Genomic DNA, 24392 nt, shown 5'->3' with positions numbered 1-24392 from the left:
TCTCTGCCACAGCTAACCTAGCCACAATATTTAACGGGTTAGTATGTTTATGTCGTCATCCAATTCGCAGAACTTATCTCCTGCCGGTGTCCTGAGCCAGGCTCAGTGGTCTGAACTCCACAAGGCCATCGCGCCGTTAAATGGCCAGCAACTGACCTGGGTTAGTGGCTATCTGGCCGGTCTGGCACAGGTCCATCAACCATTGGCAGAAGTAAGCCAGTTGGCGGCTCAACAGCAAAGCGCCAAACTGACTATTTTATACGGTTCACAAACAGGCAATGCCAAAGGCGTAGCGGAAGAATATAAAAATTTCGCCGAGCAGGCAGGTATCGCTGTTGAACTGTTTAATATGGCTGACTATAAACCTAAAAAGCTCAAAGATGAGAGTCATGTAGTGATTATTGTCAGCACCAATGGGGAAGGTGAAGCGCCCGATGATGCGGTTGAGTTTCACGAATTTCTGGCCAGCAAAAAGGCACCAAAACTGGCCGCGTTGAAATACGCAGTAGTGGGGCTGGGTGACAGCAGCTATGAATTTTTCTGCCAGACCGCCAAAGATTTCGATCAGCGACTCAGTGCACTGGGCGCCAGCGCGGTAACGGAGCGGCTGGATTGTGACGTGGATTATGACGCTGATGTCAGCAACTGGCGTGAGAAAGTCACTGAACTGTTTAAACAGGAACTGAAATCAGGCACAGAATCCCGCGTGGTGCCAATGCCCGGTGTGAGCATTGCCCCGGCCGCCAGCCAGTACAGCAAGAAAAACCCCTTTGTTGCTACCTTAGTTGATGGGCAGAAAATTACCGGCAGGGATTCGGTTAAAGATATCCGCCACTTTGAGATTTCTCTGGAAGATTCCGGAATACAGTATCAGCCCGGAGATGCCCTGGGTGTCTGGTTTAGCAATGATGCTGAGATGGTAAACCGGTTATTGGAGACACTAGGCCTGAGTGGCGATGAACAAGTGCAGGCCGGTGATGATAGCTTGCTATTGCGTCAGGCTCTGACTGAGAAAATGGAACTGACACAGAGCTACCCGAGTTTCGCAAAAGCGTATGCCGAGGCTACACAAAGCAGCAAGCTGGTGCAGTTACTGGAAGATAAAGCTGGCCTGCGTCAGTATTTGAGTGAACGGCAAATTGTCGATATCGTCAGCGAATACCCAGGTAAAGTCGGGGCGCAGCAATTAATTGCGATGCTAAGACCCATGACCCCAAGACTTTATTCCATCGCGTCCAGCCAGGCTGAAGTTGAAGATGAAGTGCACCTGACGGTAGCGCTGGTGGAATATGAAGCCTTTGGTTTTACTCATCGTGGCGGGGCCTCCGGCTATTTAAGTCATGGTCTTGAGGAAGGCGGTGAAATACGGGTGTTTGTGGAGAGTAATGATAATTTCCGCCTGCCACAGAATCCTGATACGCCGGTCATTATGATAGGCCCAGGTACAGGTATCGCACCCTTCAGGGCGTTTATGCAGCAACGGGAAGCCGAAGAGGCTGAGGGTAAAAACTGGCTGTTTTTCGGGAATCCCAATTTTACTCAGGACTTTCTCTATCAGGTGGAGTGGCAACGCTGGGTGAAGATGGGATTGCTGGATAGGGTCAGTCTGGCCTTCTCCCGTGATCAGCAGGAAAAAATCTACGTGCAGCATCGTCTGCTGGAGCAGGGCGCTGAGGTCTTTGAGTGGCTGGAGCAGGGCGCACACCTGTATGTTTGTGGTGATGCTAACCGAATGGCCAAAGATGTGCACCAGGCACTGGTCAGTATTGTGGCTGAGCACGGTGATAAAACTCAGGAGCAGGCCGAGGAATATATCAGTCAGTTGCGTAAAGCCAAACGTTATCAAAGAGATGTTTACTAATGAGCGATAAACCAGAGCAAAAACTGTCCGACAACGAGCGCATAAAAGGGCAAAGCAACTTTCTGCGCGGCACTATTGCCGAAGATCTGAAAGATGATCTGACCGGCGGTTTTAACGGTGATAATTTTCAGCTGATACGGTTTCACGGCATGTATCAGCAGGATGATCGCGATATTCGTGCCGAGCGGGCAAAGCAAAAACTTGAACCTTTGCATAACGTGATGCTGCGCTGTCGTTTGCCCGGCGGCATTATCAATCCTGAACAGTGGCTGGCTATTGATGCCTTTGCCGCTGAGCACAGCCTGTATGGCAGTATCCGCCTGACCACCAGACAGACCTTCCAGTTTCACGGCGTGCTCAAGCCAAAAATCAAAATGATGCACCAGATGCTGAATAAGGTTGGGCTCGACTCTATTGCCACCGCCGGTGACGTTAACCGTAATGTGCTTTGCACCTCCAATCCGGTGGAATCGCAGGTCCATCAACAGGCCTATGACTGGGCGGTGAAAATCAGTGAGCATCTGCTGCCTAAGACCCGCGCTTATGCAGAAATCTGGCTTGATGGTGAGAAAGTTGAAAGTACTGATGTTGAACCTGTTCTTGGCAGTAACTATCTGCCCCGTAAGTTCAAGACGACAGTAGTTATTCCGCCGCAAAATGATGTGGATGTGCACGCCAATGATCTGAACTTTGTTGCCATCGCCGAAGACGGACAACTGGTTGGTTTTAATGTGTTGGTCGGTGGTGGCCTGGCGATGACCCATGGTGATAAATCCACCTATCCCCGTAAGGCCGATGATTTTGGTTTTATTCCTCTGGAGCACACTCTGGCCGTTGCCGAAGCCGTGGTGACGACCCAACGTGACTGGGGAAATCGCAGTAATCGTAAAAATGCCAAGACCAAGTACACCCTGGAGCGGGTGGGTGTGGAGACCTTTAAAGCCGAGGTTGAAAAGCGTGCCGGAATTCAGTTTGCCGCCAGCCGGGCATATGAATTTACTGGTCGTGGTGATCGTTTCGGCTGGGTCGAAGGGGTGGATGGCAAACACCACCTGACGCTGTTTATTGAAAATGGCCGGATTCTGGATTACCCCGGCAAACCGCTGAAAACCGGCTGTGCTGAAATTGCCCGGGTCCATAAAGGTGATTTCCGTCTGACCGCGAATCAAAATCTGATTATTGCCGGAGTGGCGAGCGAAGATAAGGCTGGTATTGAGCGCCTGGCCCGTGAGCACGGATTGCTGCAGGATAATGTTTCTTCCCAGCGCGTTAATTCCATGGCCTGTGTTTCTTTACCCACCTGCCCGCTGGCGATGGCAGAGGCAGAACGCTATCTGCCGGACGCAGTGACCGAGCTGGAACAGTTGCTCGATAAACATGGCCTGGCAGAGGAACACATTATCTTCCGTGTAACAGGTTGCCCCAATGGTTGTGGTCGCGCCATGCTTGCTGAGGTTGGCCTGGTAGGTAAAGGTCCGGGTAAGTATAACCTGCATCTGGGCGGTGATCGTAACGGTACCAGGATCCCGAGAATGTATCGGGAGAATATCAGTGAGCAGGAGATTATGGCGGAGCTGGATACACTGATCGGTCGTTGGGCTGAACAGCGACATCAACAGGAGAGCTTCGGAGACTTCGTTATCCGCAGTGGTGTGGTAAAGCCAGTAGTGAACTCTGCGAAGGATTTCTATGACTAATGCAGCGTTAAATCTGAACACGCCTATTAATGAAGATATCAGCGCCGGCGAATTAGCTGAAATAAACACTTATCTGGCGACACTGAGTGCTGCGCAAAGGGTGGAATGGGCGCTGAATAACTTGCCACAGCAACCGATGATGTCATCGAGCTTTGGCATTCAGGCAGCGGTGATGTTGCACCTGGTGACCCGCCAGAAGGCGGATATTCCTGTGGTGCTGACTGACACCGGCTATCTGTTCCCGGAAACCTATGCCTTTATTGATGAGCTGGCACAGACTCTGGACCTGAACCTTCAGGTGTACAGTGCGAATATGACACCGGCATGGCAGGAGCACAAATATGGCCAGCTGTGGGAGCAGGGACTGCCGGGAATCGAAGCCTACAATAAAATGAACAAGGTCGAGCCGATGCAGCGGGCTCTGAGTGAATTGCAGGTAGGTACCTGGTTCTCCGGCCTGCGTCGCAGTCAGTCAAGCAGCCGTGAAAAACTGCCTTATCTGCAATTGGTGGATGGCCGGTTCAAGGTTTTCCCGATTCTGGACTGGTCCAACAAACAGGTGCATTACTATCTGCAGGAACATGGCCTGCCTTACCATCCGTTATGGGAGCAGGGTTATGTGTCGGTTGGTGACTGGCACACATCCCGTCCTCTGGAAGCGGGTATGACTGAAGAAGAAACGCGCTTTTTCGGGCTCAAACGTGAATGTGGCCTGCATGAATTCGGCGATGGAATTTAATAGATGTCAAAGGCCCCCTGCAGCATGTTCCTCAGGGCCTGCAGGTAAGTGTCGTGAGGCTTACCTGAAACTAATCGAAAGAGTTCTGCGCCGGTAGAGGTGAATTTATAATAGGTCAGTACGGTACCGCTTCGCCTGGCACTGAGCTGAAGGGTTTCGCCGCAGATGCGCCATTCACTGCGCTTTTTATTATCCAGCTCGCCGGATTCTATCTCCGTAGAATAAATCAGCCCCAAATCCATCAATGATAATAAGTCGGGGTAAGCCAGCCCAAACTGTGCAAGATTCAGTTGTTGTCCCCGTTTCAGGGACAAAACAGAGAGCAGGCTGGGTTTGATCGTATAGCCATACAGAATTCTTGGACTGAAATCACCGCGTCTGCGGCTGGCGAGACTCACCGCTGTGCGAAATACCTTAGCATCCTTCTGGGTCAGTTGGGTCAGCGTACTGAGGCTGCGCATAGAAAAGGTTCCCGGCTGGCCAACTTCTACTGCCAGTATCTTGGCCCAAAGCTCCTGCATGGCGGGCGAGTAAATATCCTCCGCCATGCGGATATAATTAAAAAACCAGTCGGGATCCAGTGCTTCTTCGCCAACCTCTTTATTGGGACTGTACTCCATCGCCAGATCCAGGATTCGCTCAAGGTTTTGCAGTTTCCTTTGCTGCAATACCTTCCGATGACGTTGGGTTTTCTTTTCCAGACTTTCTTCCAGGCCTGTAATACGTGCGGGCTTCAGTCCGGCCTGAGCAAACCAGTGGATGATCCTGTTGCGGATCTGGCCTGTATCTAAGGTTTCGCGGGTTTGCGGTTTCTCTGCCGCAACCGGCGTCTTCACTGGTCTGTTTTCCGGCCGTTGAACCGGTGAAGTAGAGCTTAAACTGTTAATCTTGGTCATGGCTATTTATCTGGATTAGACACCCTCCATACTGCCTGTTACTGACCTTATACTGCAAGGTAAAATCATCCCGGAGTAACTTTTCCGGAGCCGGGCAAATAGGTAATCGCTATGGATTAGGTTTCGCTTTATCAAATATTAGGATATTGTTATTCCAGTAATGCTTGATAGTTCAGGATGTTGGTTTACAAACAGGTCGTTAGATGAGTCCAACAGATTACGAAAATGATGAAATGCTTTTCCTCGATGAAGATGATTCCGCTATTGAGGAATATGATGAAGCCGATGCCTGGAAAGTGCTGGTGGTGGATGATGATGAAGAAATTCACTCTGTTACCCGCCTGGCACTATCTGATTTGGTGCTGAACGGCAGAAAACTGGCATTTCTTGATGCTTATTCAGGTGAAGAAGCATTAAAAATCATGTCCGAGAATGGACGGGATATCGCCATCGTACTGCTGGATGTGGTAATGGAGACCGACGATGCGGGCCTTCAGGTTGCCCGGCGTATGCGCGAAGAGCTAAACCTGCTTGAACCGAGAATTATTCTGCGTACCGGGCAGCCGGGCTATGCGCCGGAAGAGAGTGTCATCAAAGAATATGACATTAATGACTATAAAACCAAAACTGAGCTGACCCGTTCGAAGCTGGTTACCACCATTATTGCCTCCCTGCGTTCATACCAGCAGATCCTGACTATTAATCAAAGCCGTCAGGGGCTGGAGAAGATCATTGCATCTGCGTCTAATCTGCTCGAAGAGCACTCAGTAAAAGGTTTTTGCGAGGGAGTTGTCACCCAAATCAGCTCTTTGTTGGGGCTGGATGCCGGCGGTGTAGTCTGTGCCCGGGCCGGATCTGTACTGGACAGAGACGACGATGGCGTTTACGTGTTGGGTGCAGCGGGTCCCTTTGCCAATTATATTAATGAAAAGCTGGATAATCTGCATGACAAGAGAATCATAACCGAGGTCGCCAGGTGCCTGCAGGAGAAAGATCATATTTACGGCAAGGACTTTACCGTCTTGTATATGAACAGCAGCGGTTATGAGGCGGCCGTATATGTACAGGTCGGCTGTGCGATTAATATTATCTATAAACAGCTTATCGAAGTGTTTATGTCCAGCATTTCCGTGGGCTATGAAAACGTCAATCTGTTCCATCAGCTTCGCAATGCCGCTTTCAAAGATATGCTTACTAAATTGCCGAACCGCAACGAGTTTATCAATATGCTGGATGAGCTTGAGCGAACAGGCGTAGATCTGAATGAGCATGTCGTCGCTTTGGTGGATGTTAACCACTTTTCCGATATTAATGACGGCCTGGGCCAGGATGCCGGTAATCTATTATTGATCGCGGTAGCCGAACGTCTGCAGAGTGCGATGGGTGATGTGGTGCAGATGGGACGCATTGGGGCAGATGTATTCGGATTAATTGGTAAAGACGACAAGGTCAATCCACAGAGTATCAGTAAGATCTTTTCAACCCCGTTTAAGGCAGGAGATCATACCCTGCCGATTAATGTCACACTCGGATTATGTCGTTTGCTGGACGGAGAATCTACTAATGGGTTGAATGTACTTAAACAATCCAACATCGCGCTGAATCGTGCCAAACGTAGCATGACGGCTAACTACGAATACTATGCGCCGGAAATGGAAGAGAAGACCACCTGGCGGTTGGGCATGATTCGACAGCTTCGCTCTGATTTTGCCGAGCGCAAACTTGAGCTCTGGTATCAGCCTCAGGTTGATCTGGTCAATGAAACCATTGTCGGAATGGAAGCTTTGTTACGCTGGCCTGCCAAAGAGGGGGGCTATATTTCACCGGCGGTGTTTGTTCCTCTGGCCGAGTATAGTGGCCTGATTATCGACATCGGCGCCTGGGTACTGGAAGAAGCCTGCCGGAAATTAAAGCTCCTGCACCAAAAAGGCTTTCCAGATCTTCGTGTTGCGGTAAATATTTCCATGCCGCAGTTTCGGGATTCGCAATTTGTCAGTCTGGTCAAGAGTGCTTTGATTGAGCACGATATTAAACCTAATCTGCTGGAGCTTGAAATCACTGAAAGTGTGGTTATGGATGAACCTCAGATTGTGGTGGATTCCCTTAAAGAGCTTAAAGCTTTTGGTGTGACCATTGCCATTGATGACTTTGGTACCGGATTCTCTTCTATGAGTTATCTGCAGAAATTACCTCTGGACAGACTTAAAGTGGATCGTTCTTTTGTCAACGAAGTGACGCCGGGCAAGAGCGCATTTATCGCCGAAACAATAGTGACGCTGGGCAATAAGCTGGGTTTGCATACCATCGCCGAAGGTATTGAGAAGCGCGAGCAGGCCAGTTATATGCTGCGCTTGGGCTGTGATGAAGCGCAGGGCTTTTTGTACGCTAAACCGATGCCCTTTGATGAGTTAATTGATTTCCTGGATAACTACAAGCCTCTAGCTGGCGAGTAAATGTCTGATCCGGGTTCTCAGCTCCTCTATTACCTCTGTTTCAAACCAGGGGTTTTTAGCCAGCCACAGGTTATTTCTCGGTGATGGATGAGGCAGAACAAAATACCCAGGCAGATATTGATGGAAGGATCTGACCCTCTCCGTCAGCTTCTGTTTATCTGCAAGATAGTAATTTTGCGCATATTGACCAATAAGTAGCGTCAGTTCAACTTCGGGCATCGCCTTTAACAAGGACGGATGCCACATCGGCGCGCATTCCGGTCGTGGAGGGAGATCCCCGCTTTTGCCCTTGCCCGGATAGCAAAACCCCATAGGTACAATGGCGATTTTGCTTTGGTCGTAAAAGGTATGTTCACTGATTCCCAACCATTCTCTCAGTCTCTCGCCAGACGCATCATTCCATGGAATGCCGCTGTTGTGTACCCGGGTTCCCGGAGCCTGGCCAACGATAAGTAACTTTGCTGTACCAGAGGCCTTCACAACAGGCCTCGCTCCCAGAGGCAAATGCCTTTGACAATGGCGGCACTGGCGGATTGTTTGCAACAAATTTTGTGTTGAGTCCATTAAATTCATCCGGATGTCATATTGTTGTCATAAATCTATGATCGAGGAAATATTGCCTTTGAGGTCAAGCTGGTGTTAAAATGTATATACACTCATAAGAGTTGTTGTAGGAGTTCACCATGCGTAATTTGATTATATCAGCCGCACTGATCGGTTTTGCCGGACTGGCACAAGCTGCTGATAAGACGGACAAACTGACAGACTGTGTCGCCAAAGATACACTGGCTGTTAATGCAGGCTGTGTTGAAGATAAAATCAACCAGAACATTCAGTATCGTGACATGGTGCAGTCAATCTCCCGTCAATCACAAATGCAACAGGGTGAGAATGCTGTTGCCACAATCAGGTTTTATCCTGAACGCTATCTTATCGAAGTGGTCACTCATCGTGATGCCCTGATGGCAGCTAATCGTAACCAGTAAAAATTATCCCCATTTACCAGGGCGAACATCGCCCTGGTGATTTCCTGCTAAAAAATCCTGTTTAATCCGTTAATAGCGGCCACCCTGTAGGCTTCAGCCATAGTAGGGTAGTTAAAGGTCGTATTAACGAAATACTCTATGGTGTTGGCGTTACCCTCCTGCTGCATAATAGCCTGGCCGATGTGCACGATCTCCGAAGCCCGCTCTCCGAAACAGTGAATGCCGAGAATCTTCTTGGTTTCCCTGTGAAACAGGATTTTCAGACTGCCTACCTGAGTGTTGGCTATTTGGGCTCTCGCCAGGTGCATAAACTGGGCCCTGCCAACTTCATAAGGTATCTTCTGTGCTGTTAACTCTTGCTCATTTTTTCCAACCGAACTGATTTCCGGTATGGTGTAGATTCCGGCCGGGATATCTTCTACCAAGCTCGCAGGACAATGGCCACTGAGCATGGCCTGGGCAGCAAAACGCCCCTGGTTATAGGCTGCGGAGGCCAGACTGGGATAACCTATTACATCACCCACAGCATAAATATTGTCAGCCTCTGTTTTGTAGTTCTCGTCGACCTTGAGTTGACCTCTTGAGTCTGATTTAAGTCCGACAGCGCTCAGATTCAGCATATCTGTGTTGCCTGTGCGACCATTGGCAAATAGCAAACAATCGGCGCGCATTTTTTTGCCGGATTTGAGGTTAAGCACTACCGCGTCATCCCGCCCTTCGACGGAGTCGTATTCTTCGTTGTGGCGGATAACCACACCGTTGTTCCACAAGTGGTAGCTCAGTGCATCAGAAATTTCCGTGTCCAGAAAAGACAACAGCCTGTCCCGCATATTGACCAGGTCCACTTTAACGCCCATACCACGGAAAATAGAGGCATACTCAGAACCTATGACACCGGCTCCATAGATAATGATGGACTTGGGATCCTTTTTCAGTGACAGAATGGAGTCACTGTTATAGATTCTGGGATGGCTGAAATCGATATCTGAGGGTGTATAAGGTCGCGAGCCTGTGGCAATCATGACCTGTGCCGTGTTGAGCTGATCAACAGAGCCATCTTTTCTGGTGATGCTGATGTGATGATTATCGATAAAAGACGCTTCTCCCTGGATCACCTGCACATCATTACGGGCATAGAAGCTGCCCCGCAAACGACTCTGTTTGCGAATAACGGCGCCGGCATGCCTGAGAATGTCCTGAAACGTCAGGTGTATGGCCTGATCGCCAGCATTAAACAGTGGATTAGTATTATATTCAATCAGACGGCTGACAGAGTGGCGAAGCGCCTTTGATGGAATCGTGCCCCAATGAGTACATCCGCCGCCAACTGAGTCATGCCGCTCAATGACTGCGACTCTTTTGCCTGCTTTGGCCAACTGCATCGCGGCACCTTCACCGCCAGGGCCGGTACCAATGATTACCGCGTCATATTGAAATGATTGTTTCTGGCCTGAGCCGTTACCTTTCGCTTTGCCTGGCATATTATCCCTCATTAAACATCTTTGCAGATGATAGCCTTGCTGAGTTTTGTGGCAAAGGCAAGAGGGATCTGAGCTGGCTTACGAATAATTTGTCTGTAGTTTGTGCATTTCTATCCAACGGCTTTTAGCCAGCACGAAGGCCTGTCTGAGCTCACGATATTTATAATCCAGATCCAGTTTCTCATATTGCTCGGCAACCTGGCGTTTCTTTATCTCCAGCAGACGTTTTTTGATGTCATAGTAGGCCGTCATTTTTTCTACCAGAAGTTCATATTCTTTTTGGACCCTTTGACTAAGAACGCTGGCATTGGGTAAATGGGCCACTTTACGCTGTACATTTTTGAGCTGCATTTCCACTCTGGCTTTTTCGATGCGTTGTTCGGGAACCTTTCGCAGGTTTGAGGATAACCCGATAAAGGACAGACCGCGAATTAACCATTTTGTAGGATCGAAATGCCACCAGCGGATGCCGTTGCGATAGTCATATTCAAAAATATGGTGAAAGTTGTGATAGCCCTCACCAAAGGTAAACAGTGCCAGCAAGCCGTTATCTCTGGCGCTGTTTTTATCTGTATAGGACTGCTTACCCCACATATGGGCAAGGGAGTTTATAAAGAAAGTAACATGGTGTACTACCGCCAGCCTTAATACTCCCGCCAGTAACAGCATCCCCCAGACATCTCCATTTAACCATCCCAGCATGACAGGCAGGCCAATGTTGGTAGCTAATGTCAGCACCAGGTAGTGCCGGTGTTGCCACATAACAACTTTATCTTTTTGCAGGTCACGGCAGTTATTGTAGTCCTGATAACGATTTGCCTGATACTCCCTCAGCATCCAGCCGATATGAGAAAACCAGAACCCTCTTCCTGCGGAATAGGGATCCCTGTCATTGTCGTCTACATGTTTATGGTGAACACGATGATCGGATGCCCAGTGCAGTATGCTGTTTTGCAGTGCCAGAGCGCCACCGAGGGCAAACAGCACTTTAATCAGAGGGTGGGCATCATACGCTTTGTGGGCCCACAGCCGATGATATCCAGCCGTGATCGACAGGCCCGAAAACCAGATCAGGATGATACAGGCAATAATTTCTGTACTATCGAATCCTTTTGTAATGGCTTCCAAAGGAACTAACAGCAGACAAATCAGCGAGGTGACAGAAAACAGTACAACATTGGTCAGAATCAGGGCAGGTTTTTGCATGTATTGAGTATAACTTAATTTGAGCGTACAACTGTGCGCTAGCGAACAAGTGTGCGCTAATTTATCCAGTTTGTGTGGCTGAGGCAAGCAAAGATCATACTATTTGGTGATACACTGACACACACTTTTGAATTCCTTAGACAAAAAGTTTACTCAGAATGAGACGTCAGCAACAGAAACTGAAAACCCGCAGGGCAATAATCGATGCGGCGTTTAACTTGCTCGATGAGCAACGGAGCCTCTCCAGCGTGAGTCTGCGGGAAATTGCACGGGCGGCAGGCATAGCACCTACTTCATTTTATCGTCATTTCAAAGACATAGATGAGTTAGGTCTGACATTAGTGGACGAAGCGGGTTTGGCGCTGCGCCAACTCATGCGACAGGCCAGGTCCAGAATCGATGCGGGGGGCGGTGTCATCACCACCTCTGTAAACACCTTTATGGAGTTTGTGGTAGCCAACAGCAATGAATTCAGATTGTTGCTAAGGGAACACTCAGGCACATCGCCGGCGTTCAGAGCCGCGGTATTAAGAGAAATTCAGCATTTTATTGAAGAGCTCAGCGACTATACTGCAAATCATACCGGTCTCAGTAGGAATCTGGCCAGTCTGCAGGCTGAGGCAATGGTGAAACTGGTGTTCAGCGCCGGAGCAGAGGTCATTGATGCCAGCTCTGCGCAGAGGGACGTCCAGGCTCAGCGGCTAATTCAGCAATTGCGCATTATTGCCAAAGGAGCGTCATTTTATGCTGGCAAAAGTCAGCATGCCCCGGAGTAAAGAAACTATTTCTTGCCCTGCAGAAAAACCCCACATTCTGTATGGTGGGTATAAGGAAACTGGTCGAACAGGGCAAATCGTTTAATCGAGTGGGTTTGAGTCAAAGATTGTAGATTATCAATCAGTGTTTCTGGATTACAGGAAATATAGACAATATTGTCGTACTGACTGACTAAATTACAGGTATCGGGATCCAGGCCGGCCCTGGGTGGATCAACCAGCACTGTCGTACAGTTAAAAGAATGAATATCCACATCTTGCAACCGCCTGAAAGTTCTCTCGCCGTTTAAAGCCTGAGTAAACTCTTCGCTGGACATGCGAATTACAGTAACATTATCAATCTGATTCAGTGTCAGATTATCGTTGGCGGCTGTTACTGATGTCTTTGATATTTCTGTGGCTAACACCCGGTTGAAGTTTTGCGCCAGTGGCAGCGTGAAATTGCCCAGACCACAATAAAGTTCAAGCAGATCCCCGTTGCATCCCTTCGTAACATCCAGTGCCCACTCAATCATTTTCTGATTCACATCGGCGTTAGGTTGGGTGAAGCTGTTTTCGATCTGCTTAAAATGTAGCTCTTTACCCTTTATGTTGAGGGTTTCAATAACGAAGTTTCGATCCAGGTGCCACTGCTGTTTTCTGGCTCTGCCGACAATATCAATGTGATACTTTTTCCTCAATTCGGCCAGAATTGGCGCGATACTTTGCTGCCACTGTTCATCAAGAGGGCGATGATAAATCAGGCTGACCAGAATCTGGTCGCTTAGCGTACTGAGATAATCGATCTGGTAGAGCTTACGTCGTGCGCAATCGTCAGACTTCAGCAGTGGTATAAGATCCTGCATCACAGCATTGATTAATGTGCTGGCGGGCGGGAAAGTATCGACACGATATTTTTCCTTAGTGTTTGGGTCAAACATAATATGGAAAAGATCATCATCCTGATGCCAGACCCTGAATTCGGCACGCATGCGATAATTAACAGGTGCAGAGGGAAAGACTTCCAGTTCCGGGCAGTCAAACCCGCTAAAGCGCACTTTTAATTGCCCCGCCTTTTCAGTTAGCAGGTTTTGATAGTCGCTACTGTCAATCTCTGTAGGTCGCATGCCGAAGTCCTCGTAAAATGGGCGGCAGATTCTAGCAAAAGGCCCGGGCAGATTGCCATCACTGCTTTTTATTCAAAAAGACTAATATTTGTACTGCAGGGGCCGATATAGTTACCGAGGTGGGAGGAATCTATCATGAACTTAGGTGAAATTAAGGCATTTATGAGTGACAGGGCTCAGCAGTCCGGGCGCTCCGACGTGCAAAATCAGTTACGTGAGGCCGGGTTACGTCAGGCTGCCAGTCAACCAGCCAGTGCCGTGACACTGTCTCAAAGTATGGCATCGGGTAAATTTGTCGGCATGGCCGTATTCAGTACAGCGCTGAATGAGAATTTAGTCTTAGAGGGAAAGCGTCCGAAGTTTGAGCGCCCCAAGGAAGAGGAAAAGCCGTTATTTGACTTTGAAGAGATTGCCAAGAATGTACTGAACTTTGTTGGCGGGGCCATAAAAAATGCTCAGGCAAAAGGCGCCGATGAAGACAAGTTGACAAGCATGTTTGATCAGGCACGCCAGGGTGTTCTCAAGGGCGTTAAAATGGCTGAAAAGGATCTTGGTGGCATGATGAATGAAGAAATTTCAACAGGAATAAAGAAAAGTCAGGACTTGATTGAAGATGGGTTGCAATCCCTGGAGCAGAAAATCTTCGGCCAGTCTCTGCAAAGTCAGTCAGTCACTGAATCTTTCAGTTATACGAGAGAAGATAACAGTGAATTGAGTATCACCACAAAAGATGGGGACGAAGTGACTATTCGTTTTGAGGATAGTACTCAGTTTGCTTTTCATCAAAGCCTGATGACTTCCGGCCAATCTTCTGAGAATCAGGCCGGGGCCGAAGGTGAACAGCAAAGCACGGACAACAATTTCAGCTTTACTGCCAGCCAGAGTTATCAGTTTTATCAGGCCAATGCCTTTAGTTTCTCGGTACGAGGTGAGCTTGACGAGTCGGAGCTAAGTGCCATCGGTGAACTGGTGGGCGATGCCGCTGATGTGGCTGATGAGTTTTACAATGGCAATGTTGAAGAGGCTTTTAATCAGGCTCTTAAGCTGGGCTTTGATGATTCGGAGCTTACCAGCTATGCATTACAATTGAGCAGAAATGAGCAAACCAAAGTGATCCAGACCTATGAATCTGTCTCTCATAATGATGATATGAGCCGCGGTCAGGAGGGGCTGGGGCCGATAAAAACGGTGTCTCATTACCTTGAGCGGATGCTGAATATGGCAGATAAGGCGCAGCAAAACCTGCCAGACAGAGAAAGCTACGAGAATCTGATTAATGGATTGGTGAATAAAATGCCGGATGTACAAACACCGGATTTGCTGGAAGCGATTAATCGTTTTCACTCATTCAACAATAAATTGATGAGTAATTTACCTCAGTCAGTGCTGTCTCAACCACAAAGTACCACTGAAGTTTAAGAAAAAGCCTGCATTTGCAGGCTTTTTTATTCTGAATTAATGGTCTTGCTTGTCCTTGGCCATGCGCACTTTTAATGTGCGTTCCTGAAATTCAGTATCATTTAATGCAGAAACTGCACTTTCGGCATCCTTTTCTGCCATTTCAACGAAACCGTAGCCCTTTCTCTTGCCGGTACGGCGATCCTTCATCAGCCTCACCGACACAACTTCACCATGAGAGGCAAAATGGTCTGATACTTCCTGTTCGCTTGCGCGATACGGGAGATTGCCGACGTAAAGTGTTTTACGCTCACCGGTAAAAGAGGAAGGCGGCGTTGAACTTTTATCCGAAGGCTGGACAGCAGTGCGTACAAAGAGTTTTGCCAGTTGTGGCGATACAATACCGCCAACGAGCAGGCCTAAAGCTAAAGCCTGATTTGACAGGAGCAACTCAGCAGGAAATAAAAAGAAGGCCAATATGGCAAGAATGCCAGCAACAAGTATATAAAGAAGAAAAGATGGATTCATGTAACTACCTAAAATGTAATTGAAAAGTTAATAGCACCGATATGGTACTCATTAATTCACCCGAGGCCAACTATTGCGCAGATTTAAACAATGACCAGTAGCCTTATTTTCATTCGGGACAGAAAAATCAACCAAATTGTCGCAAATGTGAGCAGTTGACACAAAAGCGTCATTTTTCCCTTGCACCGGGTTCTGTTCTCTGTAAAATGCGCGCCACTTCGACGGGGTAAGATGCTTACGCCGGGTCAGGATGACGACCGAAGGGGATGGCAGTTTGGCTGCTATCATCATAAGGAACGTGAAGGGGTTAGCGTTGACGATTAGTGTTACTAATTGGCGCAAAACACCTTGACAGTGACCCCGGATAGCGTAAAATGCGCGTCCCGCTTGAGAGAGGCCTTGAAGGTGCTTTTGAGCGAACTGTTCTTTAACAATTAGCAACAAGACAATCTGTGTGGGCACTCATTAAAAGAGTGTCAGCCAAAAAGTTATATTCATGATTTATTTAATTGAAGAGTTTGATCATGGCTCAGATTGAACGCTGGCGGCAGGCCTAACACATGCAAGTCGAGCGGTAACATTTCTAGCTTGCTAGAAGATGACGAGCGGCGGACGGGTGAGTAATACTTGGGGATCTGCCTGATGGCGGGGGACAACCACTGGAAACGGTGGCTAATACCGCATAATGTCTTCGGACCAAAGTATGGGACCTTCGGGCCATACACCATCAGAGGAACCCAAGCGAGATTAGCTAGTAGGTGAGGTAAAGGCTCACCTAGGCGACGATCTCTAGCTGTTCTGAGAGGAAGATCAGCCACACTGGGACTGAGACACGGCCCAGACTCCTACGGGAGGCAGCAGTGGGGAATATTGGACAATGGGGGCAACCCTGATCCAGCCATGCCGCGTGTGTGAAGAAGGCCTTCGGGTTGTAAAGCACTTTCAGTGGTGAGGAAGGGGAGTACGTTAATAGCGTACTTCATTGACGTTAGCCACAGAAGAAGCACCGGCTAACTCCGTGCCAGCAGCCGCGGTAATACGGAGGGTGCGAGCGTTAATCGGAATTACTGGGCGTAAAGCGCACGCAGGCGGCTTGTTAAGCCAGATGTGAAAGCCCCGGGCTCAACCTGGGAGGGTCATTTGGAACTGGCAAGCTAGAGTCTTGGAGAGGGGAGTGGAATTCCAGGTGTAGCGGTGAAATGCGTAGAGATCTGGAGGAACATCAGTGGCGAAGGCGGCTCCCTGGCCAAAGACTGACGCTCATGTGCGAAAGTGTGGGTAGCGAACAGGATTAGATACCCTGGTAGTCCACACCGTAAACGCTGTCTACTAGCTGTGTGCGAATTTAATTTGTGCGTAGCGAAGCTAACGCGCTAAGTAGACCGCCTGGGGAGTACGGCCGCAAGGTTAAAACTCAAATGAATTGACGGGGGCCCGCACAAGCGGTGGAGCATGTGGTTTAATTCGATGCAACGCGAAGAACCTTACCTACTCTTGACATACTGGGAATTTAGCAGAGATGCTTTAGTGCCTTCGGGAATCCAGATACAGGTGCTGCATGGCTGTCGTCAGCTCGTGTCGTGAGATGTTGGGTTAAGTCCCGCAACGAGCGCAACCCTTGTCCTTAGTTGCCAGCATTAAGTTGGGCACTCTAAGGAGACTGCCGGTGACAAACCGGAGGAAGGTGGGGACGACGTCAAGTCATCATGGCCCTTACGAGTAGGGCTACACACGTGCTACAATGGTTGGTACAGAGGGAAGCGAGACCGCGAGGTGGAGCGGATCCCTTAAAGCCAATCGTAGTCCGGATCGGAGTCTGCAACTCGACTCCGTGAAGTCGGAATCGCTAGTAATCGCAGGTCAGCATACTGCGGTGAATACGTTCCCGGGCCTTGTACACACCGCCCGTCACACCATGGGAGTGGGATGCAAAAGAAGTGGTTAGCTTAACCTTCGGGAGGGCGATCACCACTTTGTGTTTCATGACTGGGGTGAAGTCGTAACAAGGTAACCCTAGGGGAACCTGGGGTTGGATCACCTCCTTACGTAAGGCTGCGCTTTTTTAGTGTAGTGTCCACACAGATTGTTTTGTTGTGAAAAAAGAACGAGCAAGCCATGCTCATGAGTTGAGTGTGGTTTATTGCGATGAATTTTGTTCCAGGCAAGCCGACTGAGGAGCGAGGAAAGGCGTTTAGTCCACTAAATAACTGACCGAGCGACGAATCAAGGCGCAGCATGGGGCAAAAGGCTTAAAGCAAGAAACGGGTCTGTAGCTCAGCTGGTTAGAGCGCACCCCTGATAAGGGTGAGGTCGGTAGTTCAAGTCTACTCAGACCCACCAATCATGAATGCTAAGTGATAAGTTATGAATGCTGAGTGAACGCATTCAGTCCTAATCACTCATCATTCAGCATTATCAAGGGGCTATAGCTCAGCTGGGAGAGCGCCTGCCTTGCACGCAGGAGGTCAGCGGTTCGATCCCGCTTAGCTCCACCACTTCGTGTGGTGAAAGACGAGAAGAATAACCTTAATGAATAAGCACTTTAGCAGTGTGTATTGATTAAGGTTTTTTAAGCCTTAAACCTGTTCTTTAACAATTTGGACAAGCTGATAAAGAAATCATCCAGCTAAATTAAGCAATTGATTTAGCTAGAAGTAGCGTCATTGGTATTCTTGATTAGAGAATGTTGATGAAGTTGTTTGGCTGTAGAGCACTGAATTACGACGTAATTTGGGGTTGTATGGTTAAGTAACAAAGCGTATACGGTGGATGCCTAGGCAGTTAGAGGCGATGAAGGACGTGTAAGTCTGCGAAAAGCTGTGGTGAGCTGACAAAACGCATTTGAGCCACAGATGTCCGAATGGGGAAACCCAGTGCATTTATGCATTATCGTTACATGAATACATAGTGTAACGAGGCGAACCGGGAGAACTGAAACATCTAAGTACCCCGAGGAAAAGAAATCAACCGAGATTCCCCTAGTAGCGGCGAGCGAACGGGGAGTAGCCCTTAAGTTATCAGTGTTTTAGTGGAAGGCTCTGGAAAGTGCCGCCATAGTGGGTGATAGCCCCGTACACAAAGGAACACTGATAGTGAAATCGAGTAGGTCGGGACACGTGTTATCTTGACTGAACATGGGGGGACCATCCTCCAAGGCTAAATACTCCTAACTGACCGATAGTGAACCAGTACCGTGAGGGAAAGGCGAAAAGAACCCCTGTGAGGGGAGTGAAATAGAACCTGAAACCGTATACGTACAAGCAGTCGGAGCCCCATCACTAAGTGCCTTTAGTGTTGAGACTCACTGAACAGCTCAAGCTTGAGTGGTTAACAACGACCTGCGAAGCAGCCGTTGGTCAACCGCGCCAATCAAGCAATAGGGTGCTTAGTGATGGGGTGACGGCGTACCTTTTGTATAATGGGTCAGCGACTTATATTTAGTAGCGAGGTTAACCGATTAGGGGAGCCGTAGCGAAAGCGAGTGTTAACTGCGCGTACAGTTGCTAGGTATAGACCCGAAACCCGGTGATCTAGCCATGGGCAGGTTGAAGGTTGAGTAACATCAACTGGAGGACCGAACTCACTAATGTTGAAAAATTAGGAGATGACTTGTGGCTGGGGGTGAAAGGCCAATCAAACCGGGAGATAGCTGGTTCTCCCCGAAAGCTATTTAGGTAGCGCCTCGGACGAACACCTACGGGGGTAGAGCACTGTTTGGGCTAGGGGGTCATCCCGACTTACCAACCCCATGCAAACTCCGAATACCGTAGAGTGCTATCCGGGAGACACACGGCGGGTGCTAACGTCCGTCGTGAAGAGGGAAACAACCCAGACCGCCAGCTAAGGTCCCAAAATATTGCTAAGTGGGAAACGATGTGGAAAGGCCCAGACAGCTAGGAGGTTGGCTTAGAAGCAGCCACCCTTTAAAGAAAGCGTAATAGCTCACTAGTCGAGTCGGTCTGCGCGGAAGATGTAACGGGGCTAAGCAATATACCGAAGCTGCGGCAGCGTGCATCACCAGAAGCTATTGGATTAACGTCGACGCGCGAAGCGCCCGACGGTAAAGCGTTCTCAACACAGTCGAGGCTGTATGGGAAAGCGAGATGCAGTAGTTTGTGGGATGCACGCTGGGTAGGGGAGCGTTGTGTAAGTGGCTGAAGGTGACTCGAGAGGGTTGCTGGACATATCACAAGTGCGAATGCTGACATGAGTAACGATAAAGGGGGTGAAAAACCCCCTCGCCGGAAGACCAAGGTTTCCTGTCCCATGCTAATCAGGGCAGGGTAAGTCGGCCCCTAAGGCGAGGCCGAAAGGCGTAGTCGATGGGAAACGGGTTAATATTCCCGTACCGGTATTATCAGTGAAGGGGGACGGAGAAGGCTATGCAGGCATGGCGTTGGTAGTCCATGTGAAAGTGCGTAGGGAGATGAATTAGGTAAATCCGGTTCATTAATTCTGAGACACGAGACGAGTCACTACGGTGATGAAGTTGCAGATGCCCTGCTTCCAGGAAAAGCCTCTAAGCTTATGATAATACTGACCGTACCCCAAACCGACACAGGTGGTCAGGTAGAGAATACCAAGGCGCTTGAGAGAACTCGGGTGAAGGAACTCGGCAAAATAGTACCGTAACTTCGGGAGAAGGTACGCCCCTGTTTGTGAAGGCTTTACGCCGTAAGCGAATGGGGGCCGCAGTGACCAGGTGGCTGGGACTGTTTATTAAAAACACAGCACTGTGCTAAATCGAAAGATGACGTATACGGTGTGACACCTGCCCGGTGCCGGAAGGTTAATTGATGGGGTTAGCTTAGGCGAAGCTCTTGATCGAAGCCCCGGTAAACGGCGGCCGTAACTATAACGGTCCTAAGGTAGCGAAATTCCTTGTCGGGTAAGTTCCGACCTGCACGAATGGTGTAACCATGGCCACGCTGTCTCCACCCGAGACTCAGTGAAATTGAAATTGCCGTGAAGATGCGGTGTACCCGCGGCTAGACGGAAAGACCCCGTGAACCTTTACTACAGCTTGGCACTGAACATTGACCCTACATGTGTAGGATAGGTGGGAGGCTATGAAGCATTGTCGCCAGATGATGTGGAGCTGCCCTTGAAATACCACCCTTGTATGTTTGATGTTCTAACGTTGGTCCCTTATCGGGATTGCGGACAGTGTCTGGTGGGTAGTTTGACTGGGGCGGTCTCCTCCCAAAGCGTAACGGAGGAGCACGAAGGTTGGCTAATCCTGGTCGGACATCAGGAGGTTAGTGTAATGGCATAAGCCAGCTTAACTGCGAGACAGACACGTCGAGCAGGTACGAAAGTAGGTCATAGTGATCCGGTGGTTCTGAATGGAAGGGCCATCGCTCAACGGATAAAAGGTACTCCGGGGATAACAGGCTGATACCGCCCAAGAGTTCATATCGACGGCGGTGTTTGGCACCTCGATGTCGGCTCATCACATCCTGGGGCTGAAGTCGGTCCCAAGGGTATGGCTGTTCGCCATTTAAAGTGGTACGCGAGCTGGGTTTAGAACGTCGTGAGACAGTTCGGTCCCTATCTGCCGTGGGCGCTGGATGATTGAGGGGAGCTGCTCCTAGTACGAGAGGACCGGAGTGGACGAACCGCTGGTGTTCGGGTTGTCATGCCAATGGCACTGCCCGGTAGCTACGTTCGGAATCGATAACCGCTGAAAGCATCTAAGCGGGAAGCGAGCCCCAAGATGAGTCATCCCTGACAGTTTACTGTCCTGAAGGGTTGTCTGAGACTAAGACGTTGATAGGCAGGGTGTGGAAGCGTTGTAAGGCGTTAAGCTAACCTGTACTAATTGCCCGTGAGGCTTAACCATACAACGCCCAAATTACGATGTATGTGTAGCCACAACTGATTCAACCATGACGCTACAATTGATTTCTTTAAAGCTTGTACCAAATTATTAAAACCAGTTTTGCCTGGCGGCCATAGCGTTACGGAACCACCTGATCCATTCCGAACTCAGCAGTGAAACGTAACAGCGGCGATGGTAGTGTGGGGTTTCCCCATGTGAGAGTAGCACACCGCCAGGCTCCTATTCAGAATCAAGGCCACCTGTTATCAGGTGGCCTTTTTTCGTTGTGCGCAGCGAAAAGATTGAGTATCCCCTTACCTCAAATGTTACAGGTGGCCTGCTCCTGAATCAGGCTAGCGTGCCTACTTCATAGGCAAACCCAACCCATCGGACTGTCTAGGGGATAAGCGTATTGCAGGAGGGAGTCATCTGTCACCCGTCCCTGGGGCAGCCTCCAGCCTCGCCTCCCTGCTCGTCGTTCACTCAGCTGCGTTATGCCACAGGCATAACGGTCTTCGCTCACCCCCATGTGAGAGCACCCAGTAGGTCGGGCTTCAGTCCGACGCTGTTCACACCGCCAGGCTCCTATTCAGAATCAAGGCCACCTGTTATCAGGTGGCCCTGATTCGTTTCAGACACTTAAAACCTCTGTGTCCCTGCGCCTTTGCGAGATCATCTGGCTTTTTGTTTTTGATCTCGCAGAGACGCAGAGACGCTGAGATATGAATAGAATCAAAATACACAGTGCTTTTGGGAGAGAACATAGACATTACACCGTCATCCTGATAAAAATCAGGACCTCTTACCAACGGCCGTGCTGTTGATTATCCCCTTGCAGCGAGACCCATAAAGGTACCGGGGCAAGCCCGGCACCTCTGAGCGCTTGATATTAACGGATGGTACTTTGCAAAATTTAAAGGTGCTGGAAATGGTCGGCCCGACCCGCTTCCAGGCTACTTAACCTGCACTTTCCCTCCGATGATCTTATATGCGGGTGTGCCTCTGATCATAGTTTCACGGGCGAAAACCTGCCCACAACCAGGGCAGGTGCAGGGTGTGTGAGTATAGTCCTGGCTGATACGCTCTACAAAACACTTAACCAGACTACCCTTGCCGCCTTTTTTGTACTTGTAAAGTGCTGTACGACAAGCTGCGCAATTCACATCTACTGTTCTTGAGGGGAGTTTTTTCCTGGGTTTTGCCATTAACTGTTGTGCTAGTGTAGTGTTTTATACCAACCCTAACATATTAAGGATCCCTGATGTCTGATAAAGCCTATACGCCCCCAAGAGTATGGAAGTGGGAGAAACAAAGTGGTGGTAAGTTTACCAATATCAATCGTCCTGTGGCAGGCCCTACCCATGATAAACAATTGCCCAGGGGTAAACATGATTTACAGCTTTACTCTCTGGCCACACCAAATGGTGTCAAGGTAACGGTGTTATTAGAAGAACTGTTAGAAAAAGGCATCAGCGAGGCCGGATATGATGCCTGGTTGGTCGACATTATGGAGGGGGAGCAATTTGGTTCAGGTTTTGTCTCTGTGAACCCTAACTCCAAGATCCCGGCACTGTTGGATTACAGTGCAGGTCAGCCTGTCAGGGTGTTCGAGTCGGGTTCGATTCTGCTCTACCTGGCAGAGAAGTTCTCGGCTTTTATTCCTGAGCAACCCGGACAACGTACTGAGTGCCTGAACTGGTTATTCTGGCAAATGAGCAGTGGGCCCATATTGGGTGGTGGCTTTGGTCATTTTTATGCCTACGCGCCAGAGAAATATCAGTATCCTATCGACCGTTATACTATGGAGGTGAAGCGCCAGCTTGATGTGCTTAATCGACAGTTATCACAACACCCCTATATCGCCGGTGAGGAATACAGCATTGCTGATATGGCTATCTGGCCGTGGTATGGGGCACTGGTAAGAAATAAGGTATATGAGGCGGCGGAGTTCCTTGAGGCCCATAGCTATCCCCATGTGCTTGACTGGGCCGAGCGTATTGCTCAACGCCCGGCAGTGAAACGAGGCCAAATGGTGAACAAACGATGGGGTGAGGAATCTGAGCAGTTACATGAACGTCACGACGCCAGCGATTTTATCCATAAAACTCAGGATAAAATCACTTCTGGCGATTAACCGGTGTCAAAAAGCATTCAACCACAGAGCACGGCGGGCAAAGAAAAGTAAAAGGGCTAAACCATTAATACCTTTGTGCCCTCTGTGCCTCTGTGGTGAATATTACTATCGGCTATTGACGCACGCCTTCAATATGCAGTTCAAGCTCAACATGGGTTGAGGCGGGGCCAAGATCGTAATCGATACCAAAATCCTTCAGTGCAATGGTGGTTTCACCTTCAAAGCCGACACGGTATCCGCCCCAGGGGTCCTGACCTTCACCGACTTTTTCCACTTCAATCACCACAGGCTTGGTCACTCCATGTAAGGTGAGGTCGCCATGCAGGTTCAGACTGCCGTCATCATCGGCCTGTACTTTGGTGCTGACAAACTTCGCGCTTTTAAACTTATCTACATGCAGGAAGTCATCGCTACGCAGGTGCTTATCACGCTCGGCATGATTGGAATCGATGCTGGCCGGATCGATATTGACAGTGATACTTGAGGCTTCAGGTTTGTCGGCGTCATAGCTGAACTCACCATCAAAGTTATTGAAACGACCTGTCAGCCAGGAGTAACCCAGGTGTTGAATCTTAAAGTTAATGGACGCATGAGCGCCTTTACTGTCAATTACATAGTCAGCCGCCAGTAAAGGGGTGCTGGTTAAGGCCAGTGCGGCCAGACTTAAAGTGATCTTTTTCATCGTTTTCTCTCCATTGGTAACGTTTCTTGCTTAAGGTTTAAGCATACGGATCAGCGTCTTATCTTTGTCGATAAGATGGTGTTTCAATGCTGCTACAGCATGCAATATTGCCAGCCCAATAAGGATGTAGGCCAGCCACTCATGAATATCACCGGCCAGATCTTCCTGATTTTCTATCAATGACCCTAAACCCGGTACTGTGAACCAGTTGAAAACTTCAATACCGCGGCCATCGGCAGTGGATATAAGGTAACCACTGGTAAATAGCAATATGAGCAGCAGATAGATCAGTTTATGGGCCAGAGCGGATAGTCGCCGCTCAGCTTTGCTGCCAAGGGGAGCAGGGCGTTTGTGGGTTGCTATCCAATATAATCTGAACAGGGTAAGCAGAGCGAGTAAAATACCGACGCTTTTATGAGTATGAGGGGCGGTTTTGTACCAGTCGCTGTAATAGGTCAGATCCACCATCCACCAACCCAGTGCAAACAGGCCAATAACGGTAATAGCACTGAGCCAGTGCAGAATAATTATAGGCAGATCCCAGTTATCACCGTTGCTTTTCATCATCGTCCTTTACTGCTGCTATTTATTTACGGTTAACAGCATATAGGGCTATCAGAAAAAATTA

At 49.0% G+C, this 24392-nt stretch carries 17 protein-coding genes, 2 tRNA genes and 3 rRNA genes; 13 read left to right on the top strand and 9 right to left on the bottom strand.

Annotated features, from left to right (window positions below; genetic code table 11):
* Window positions 1-49: 49 nt before the first annotated feature.
* Genes AT746_RS12520 through AT746_RS12510 form a run of 3 tightly spaced genes read left to right on the top strand, consistent with a single transcriptional unit; the run spans window position 50 to window position 4297 of the window.
* A complete protein-coding gene (locus AT746_RS12520; protein ID WP_062484198.1) occupies window positions 50-1861 on the top strand; it encodes an assimilatory sulfite reductase (NADPH) flavoprotein subunit in 1812 nt (603 codons plus the stop codon).
* On the top strand, window positions 1861-3558 hold the full coding sequence (gene cysI, locus AT746_RS12515; RefSeq protein ID WP_062480791.1) for an assimilatory sulfite reductase (NADPH) hemoprotein subunit: 1698 nt from the start codon (window positions 1861-1863) through the stop codon (window positions 3556-3558). The genes AT746_RS12520 and cysI overlap by 1 nt, the downstream gene beginning before the upstream one ends.
* Window positions 3551-4297, top strand: a complete 747-nt coding sequence (locus tag AT746_RS12510) for a phosphoadenylyl-sulfate reductase (RefSeq protein WP_156413686.1) — start codon at window positions 3551-3553, stop codon at window positions 4295-4297. The genes cysI and AT746_RS12510 overlap by 8 nt, the downstream gene beginning before the upstream one ends.
* Here AT746_RS12510 and AT746_RS12505 read toward each other — a convergent pair.
* Window positions 4294-5193: a TIGR03899 family protein gene (locus AT746_RS12505; RefSeq protein ID WP_082633259.1), complete on the bottom strand. Its 900-nt coding sequence runs from the start codon at window positions 5191-5193 to the stop codon at window positions 4294-4296. The genes AT746_RS12510 and AT746_RS12505 overlap by 4 nt on opposite strands.
* A gap of 203 nt (window positions 5194-5396) precedes the next feature.
* Between AT746_RS12505 and AT746_RS12500 the strand changes: the two genes are divergently transcribed.
* On the top strand, window positions 5397-7646 hold the full coding sequence (locus AT746_RS12500) for an EAL domain-containing protein (RefSeq protein ID WP_062480788.1): 2250 nt from the start codon (window positions 5397-5399) through the stop codon (window positions 7644-7646).
* Here the strand turns inward: AT746_RS12500 and AT746_RS12495 are convergent.
* Complete coding sequence (locus tag AT746_RS12495; RefSeq protein ID WP_197414253.1) at window positions 7632-8210, bottom strand: uracil-DNA glycosylase family protein; 579 nt, start codon at window positions 8208-8210, stop codon at window positions 7632-7634. The genes AT746_RS12500 and AT746_RS12495 overlap by 15 nt on opposite strands.
* Window positions 8211-8329: 119 nt before the next feature.
* Here AT746_RS12495 and AT746_RS12490 point away from each other — a divergent pair, with 119 nt between their 5' ends.
* Window positions 8330-8632 (top strand): hypothetical protein, encoded by a 303-nt coding sequence (locus tag AT746_RS12490; RefSeq protein WP_062480784.1) that lies wholly within the window; start codon window positions 8330-8332, stop codon window positions 8630-8632.
* A 47-nt stretch (window positions 8633-8679) separates the two neighbouring features.
* Here the strand turns inward: AT746_RS12490 and sthA are convergent, their stop codons facing one another.
* Together sthA and AT746_RS12480 are read right to left on the bottom strand one after the other, a co-directional pair.
* Window positions 8680-10113 (bottom strand): Si-specific NAD(P)(+) transhydrogenase, encoded by a 1434-nt coding sequence (sthA, locus tag AT746_RS12485; protein WP_062484194.1) that lies wholly within the window; start codon window positions 10111-10113, stop codon window positions 8680-8682.
* A 78-nt stretch (window positions 10114-10191) separates the two neighbouring features.
* Window positions 10192-11319, bottom strand: coding sequence for a fatty acid desaturase (locus tag AT746_RS12480; protein WP_062480782.1), 1128 nt, complete (start codon window positions 11317-11319; stop codon window positions 10192-10194).
* 158 nt (window positions 11320-11477) lie between these two features.
* Between AT746_RS12480 and fabR the strand changes: the two genes are divergently transcribed.
* Window positions 11478-12095: an HTH-type transcriptional repressor FabR gene (fabR, locus tag AT746_RS12475; RefSeq protein ID WP_062480781.1), complete on the top strand. Its 618-nt coding sequence runs from the start codon at window positions 11478-11480 to the stop codon at window positions 12093-12095.
* Window positions 12096-12100: 5 nt separating this feature from the next.
* Here the strand turns inward: fabR and trmA are convergent, their stop codons facing one another.
* Window positions 12101-13201, bottom strand: coding sequence for a tRNA (uridine(54)-C5)-methyltransferase TrmA (gene trmA / locus AT746_RS12470; RefSeq protein WP_062480779.1), 1101 nt, complete (start codon window positions 13199-13201; stop codon window positions 12101-12103).
* Between the two features lie 135 nt (window positions 13202-13336).
* On the opposite strand from trmA, the gene AT746_RS12465 reads away from it, so the two are divergent.
* Complete coding sequence (locus tag AT746_RS12465; protein WP_062480777.1) at window positions 13337-14620, top strand: DUF5610 domain-containing protein; 1284 nt, start codon at window positions 13337-13339, stop codon at window positions 14618-14620.
* A gap of 36 nt (window positions 14621-14656) precedes the next feature.
* Here AT746_RS12465 and AT746_RS12460 read toward each other — a convergent pair whose 3' ends face one another.
* Complete coding sequence (locus AT746_RS12460; protein ID WP_062480775.1) at window positions 14657-15127, bottom strand: RNA recognition motif domain-containing protein; 471 nt, start codon at window positions 15125-15127, stop codon at window positions 14657-14659.
* Window positions 15128-15633: 506 nt separating this feature from the next.
* Between AT746_RS12460 and AT746_RS12450 the strand changes: the two genes are divergently transcribed.
* The 5 genes from AT746_RS12450 to rrf all read left to right on the top strand — a co-directional run bounded on the left by AT746_RS12450 (window position 15634) and on the right by rrf (window position 21186).
* Window positions 15634-17172: ribosomal RNA gene (locus AT746_RS12450) — 16S ribosomal RNA — on the top strand.
* A 218-nt stretch (window positions 17173-17390) separates the two neighbouring features.
* Window positions 17391-17467: transfer RNA gene (locus AT746_RS12445), tRNA-Ile, on the top strand.
* A 79-nt stretch (window positions 17468-17546) separates the two neighbouring features.
* Window positions 17547-17622 (top strand) — tRNA-Ala (locus AT746_RS12440).
* 247 nt (window positions 17623-17869) lie between these two features.
* A 23S ribosomal RNA gene (locus AT746_RS12435) occupies window positions 17870-20969 on the top strand.
* 102 nt (window positions 20970-21071) lie between these two features.
* Window positions 21072-21186, top strand: a 5S ribosomal RNA gene (gene rrf, locus AT746_RS12430).
* Together the 16S, 23S and 5S rRNA genes with 2 tRNA genes alongside form the textbook arrangement of a ribosomal RNA operon.
* Window positions 21187-21901: 715 nt before the next feature.
* On the opposite strand, the gene AT746_RS20075 is transcribed toward rrf, so the two are convergent.
* Window positions 21902-22153: a hypothetical protein gene (locus AT746_RS20075; protein WP_062480771.1), complete on the bottom strand. Its 252-nt coding sequence runs from the start codon at window positions 22151-22153 to the stop codon at window positions 21902-21904.
* 56 nt (window positions 22154-22209) lie between these two features.
* On the opposite strand from AT746_RS20075, the gene yghU reads away from it, so the two are divergent.
* Complete coding sequence (gene yghU, locus AT746_RS12420) at window positions 22210-23082, top strand: glutathione-dependent disulfide-bond oxidoreductase (RefSeq protein WP_062480768.1); 873 nt, start codon at window positions 22210-22212, stop codon at window positions 23080-23082.
* A gap of 112 nt (window positions 23083-23194) precedes the next feature.
* On the opposite strand, the gene AT746_RS12415 is transcribed toward yghU, so the two are convergent.
* Entirely contained in the window at window positions 23195-23764 is a 570-nt protein-coding gene (locus AT746_RS12415; protein WP_062480766.1) for a YceI family protein, read from the bottom strand.
* A gap of 30 nt (window positions 23765-23794) precedes the next feature.
* Window positions 23795-24331, bottom strand: coding sequence for a cytochrome b (locus tag AT746_RS12410; RefSeq protein WP_082633258.1), 537 nt, complete (start codon window positions 24329-24331; stop codon window positions 23795-23797).
* Window positions 24332-24392: the final 61 nt, after the last annotated feature.

Source organism: Lacimicrobium alkaliphilum, from assembly GCF_001466725.1.
GTDB lineage: Bacteria > Pseudomonadota > Gammaproteobacteria > Enterobacterales > Alteromonadaceae > Lacimicrobium > Lacimicrobium alkaliphilum_B.
The sequence above is the reverse complement of the archived record's forward strand: the minus strand, read 5'-3'. Positions and strand labels throughout refer to the sequence as shown.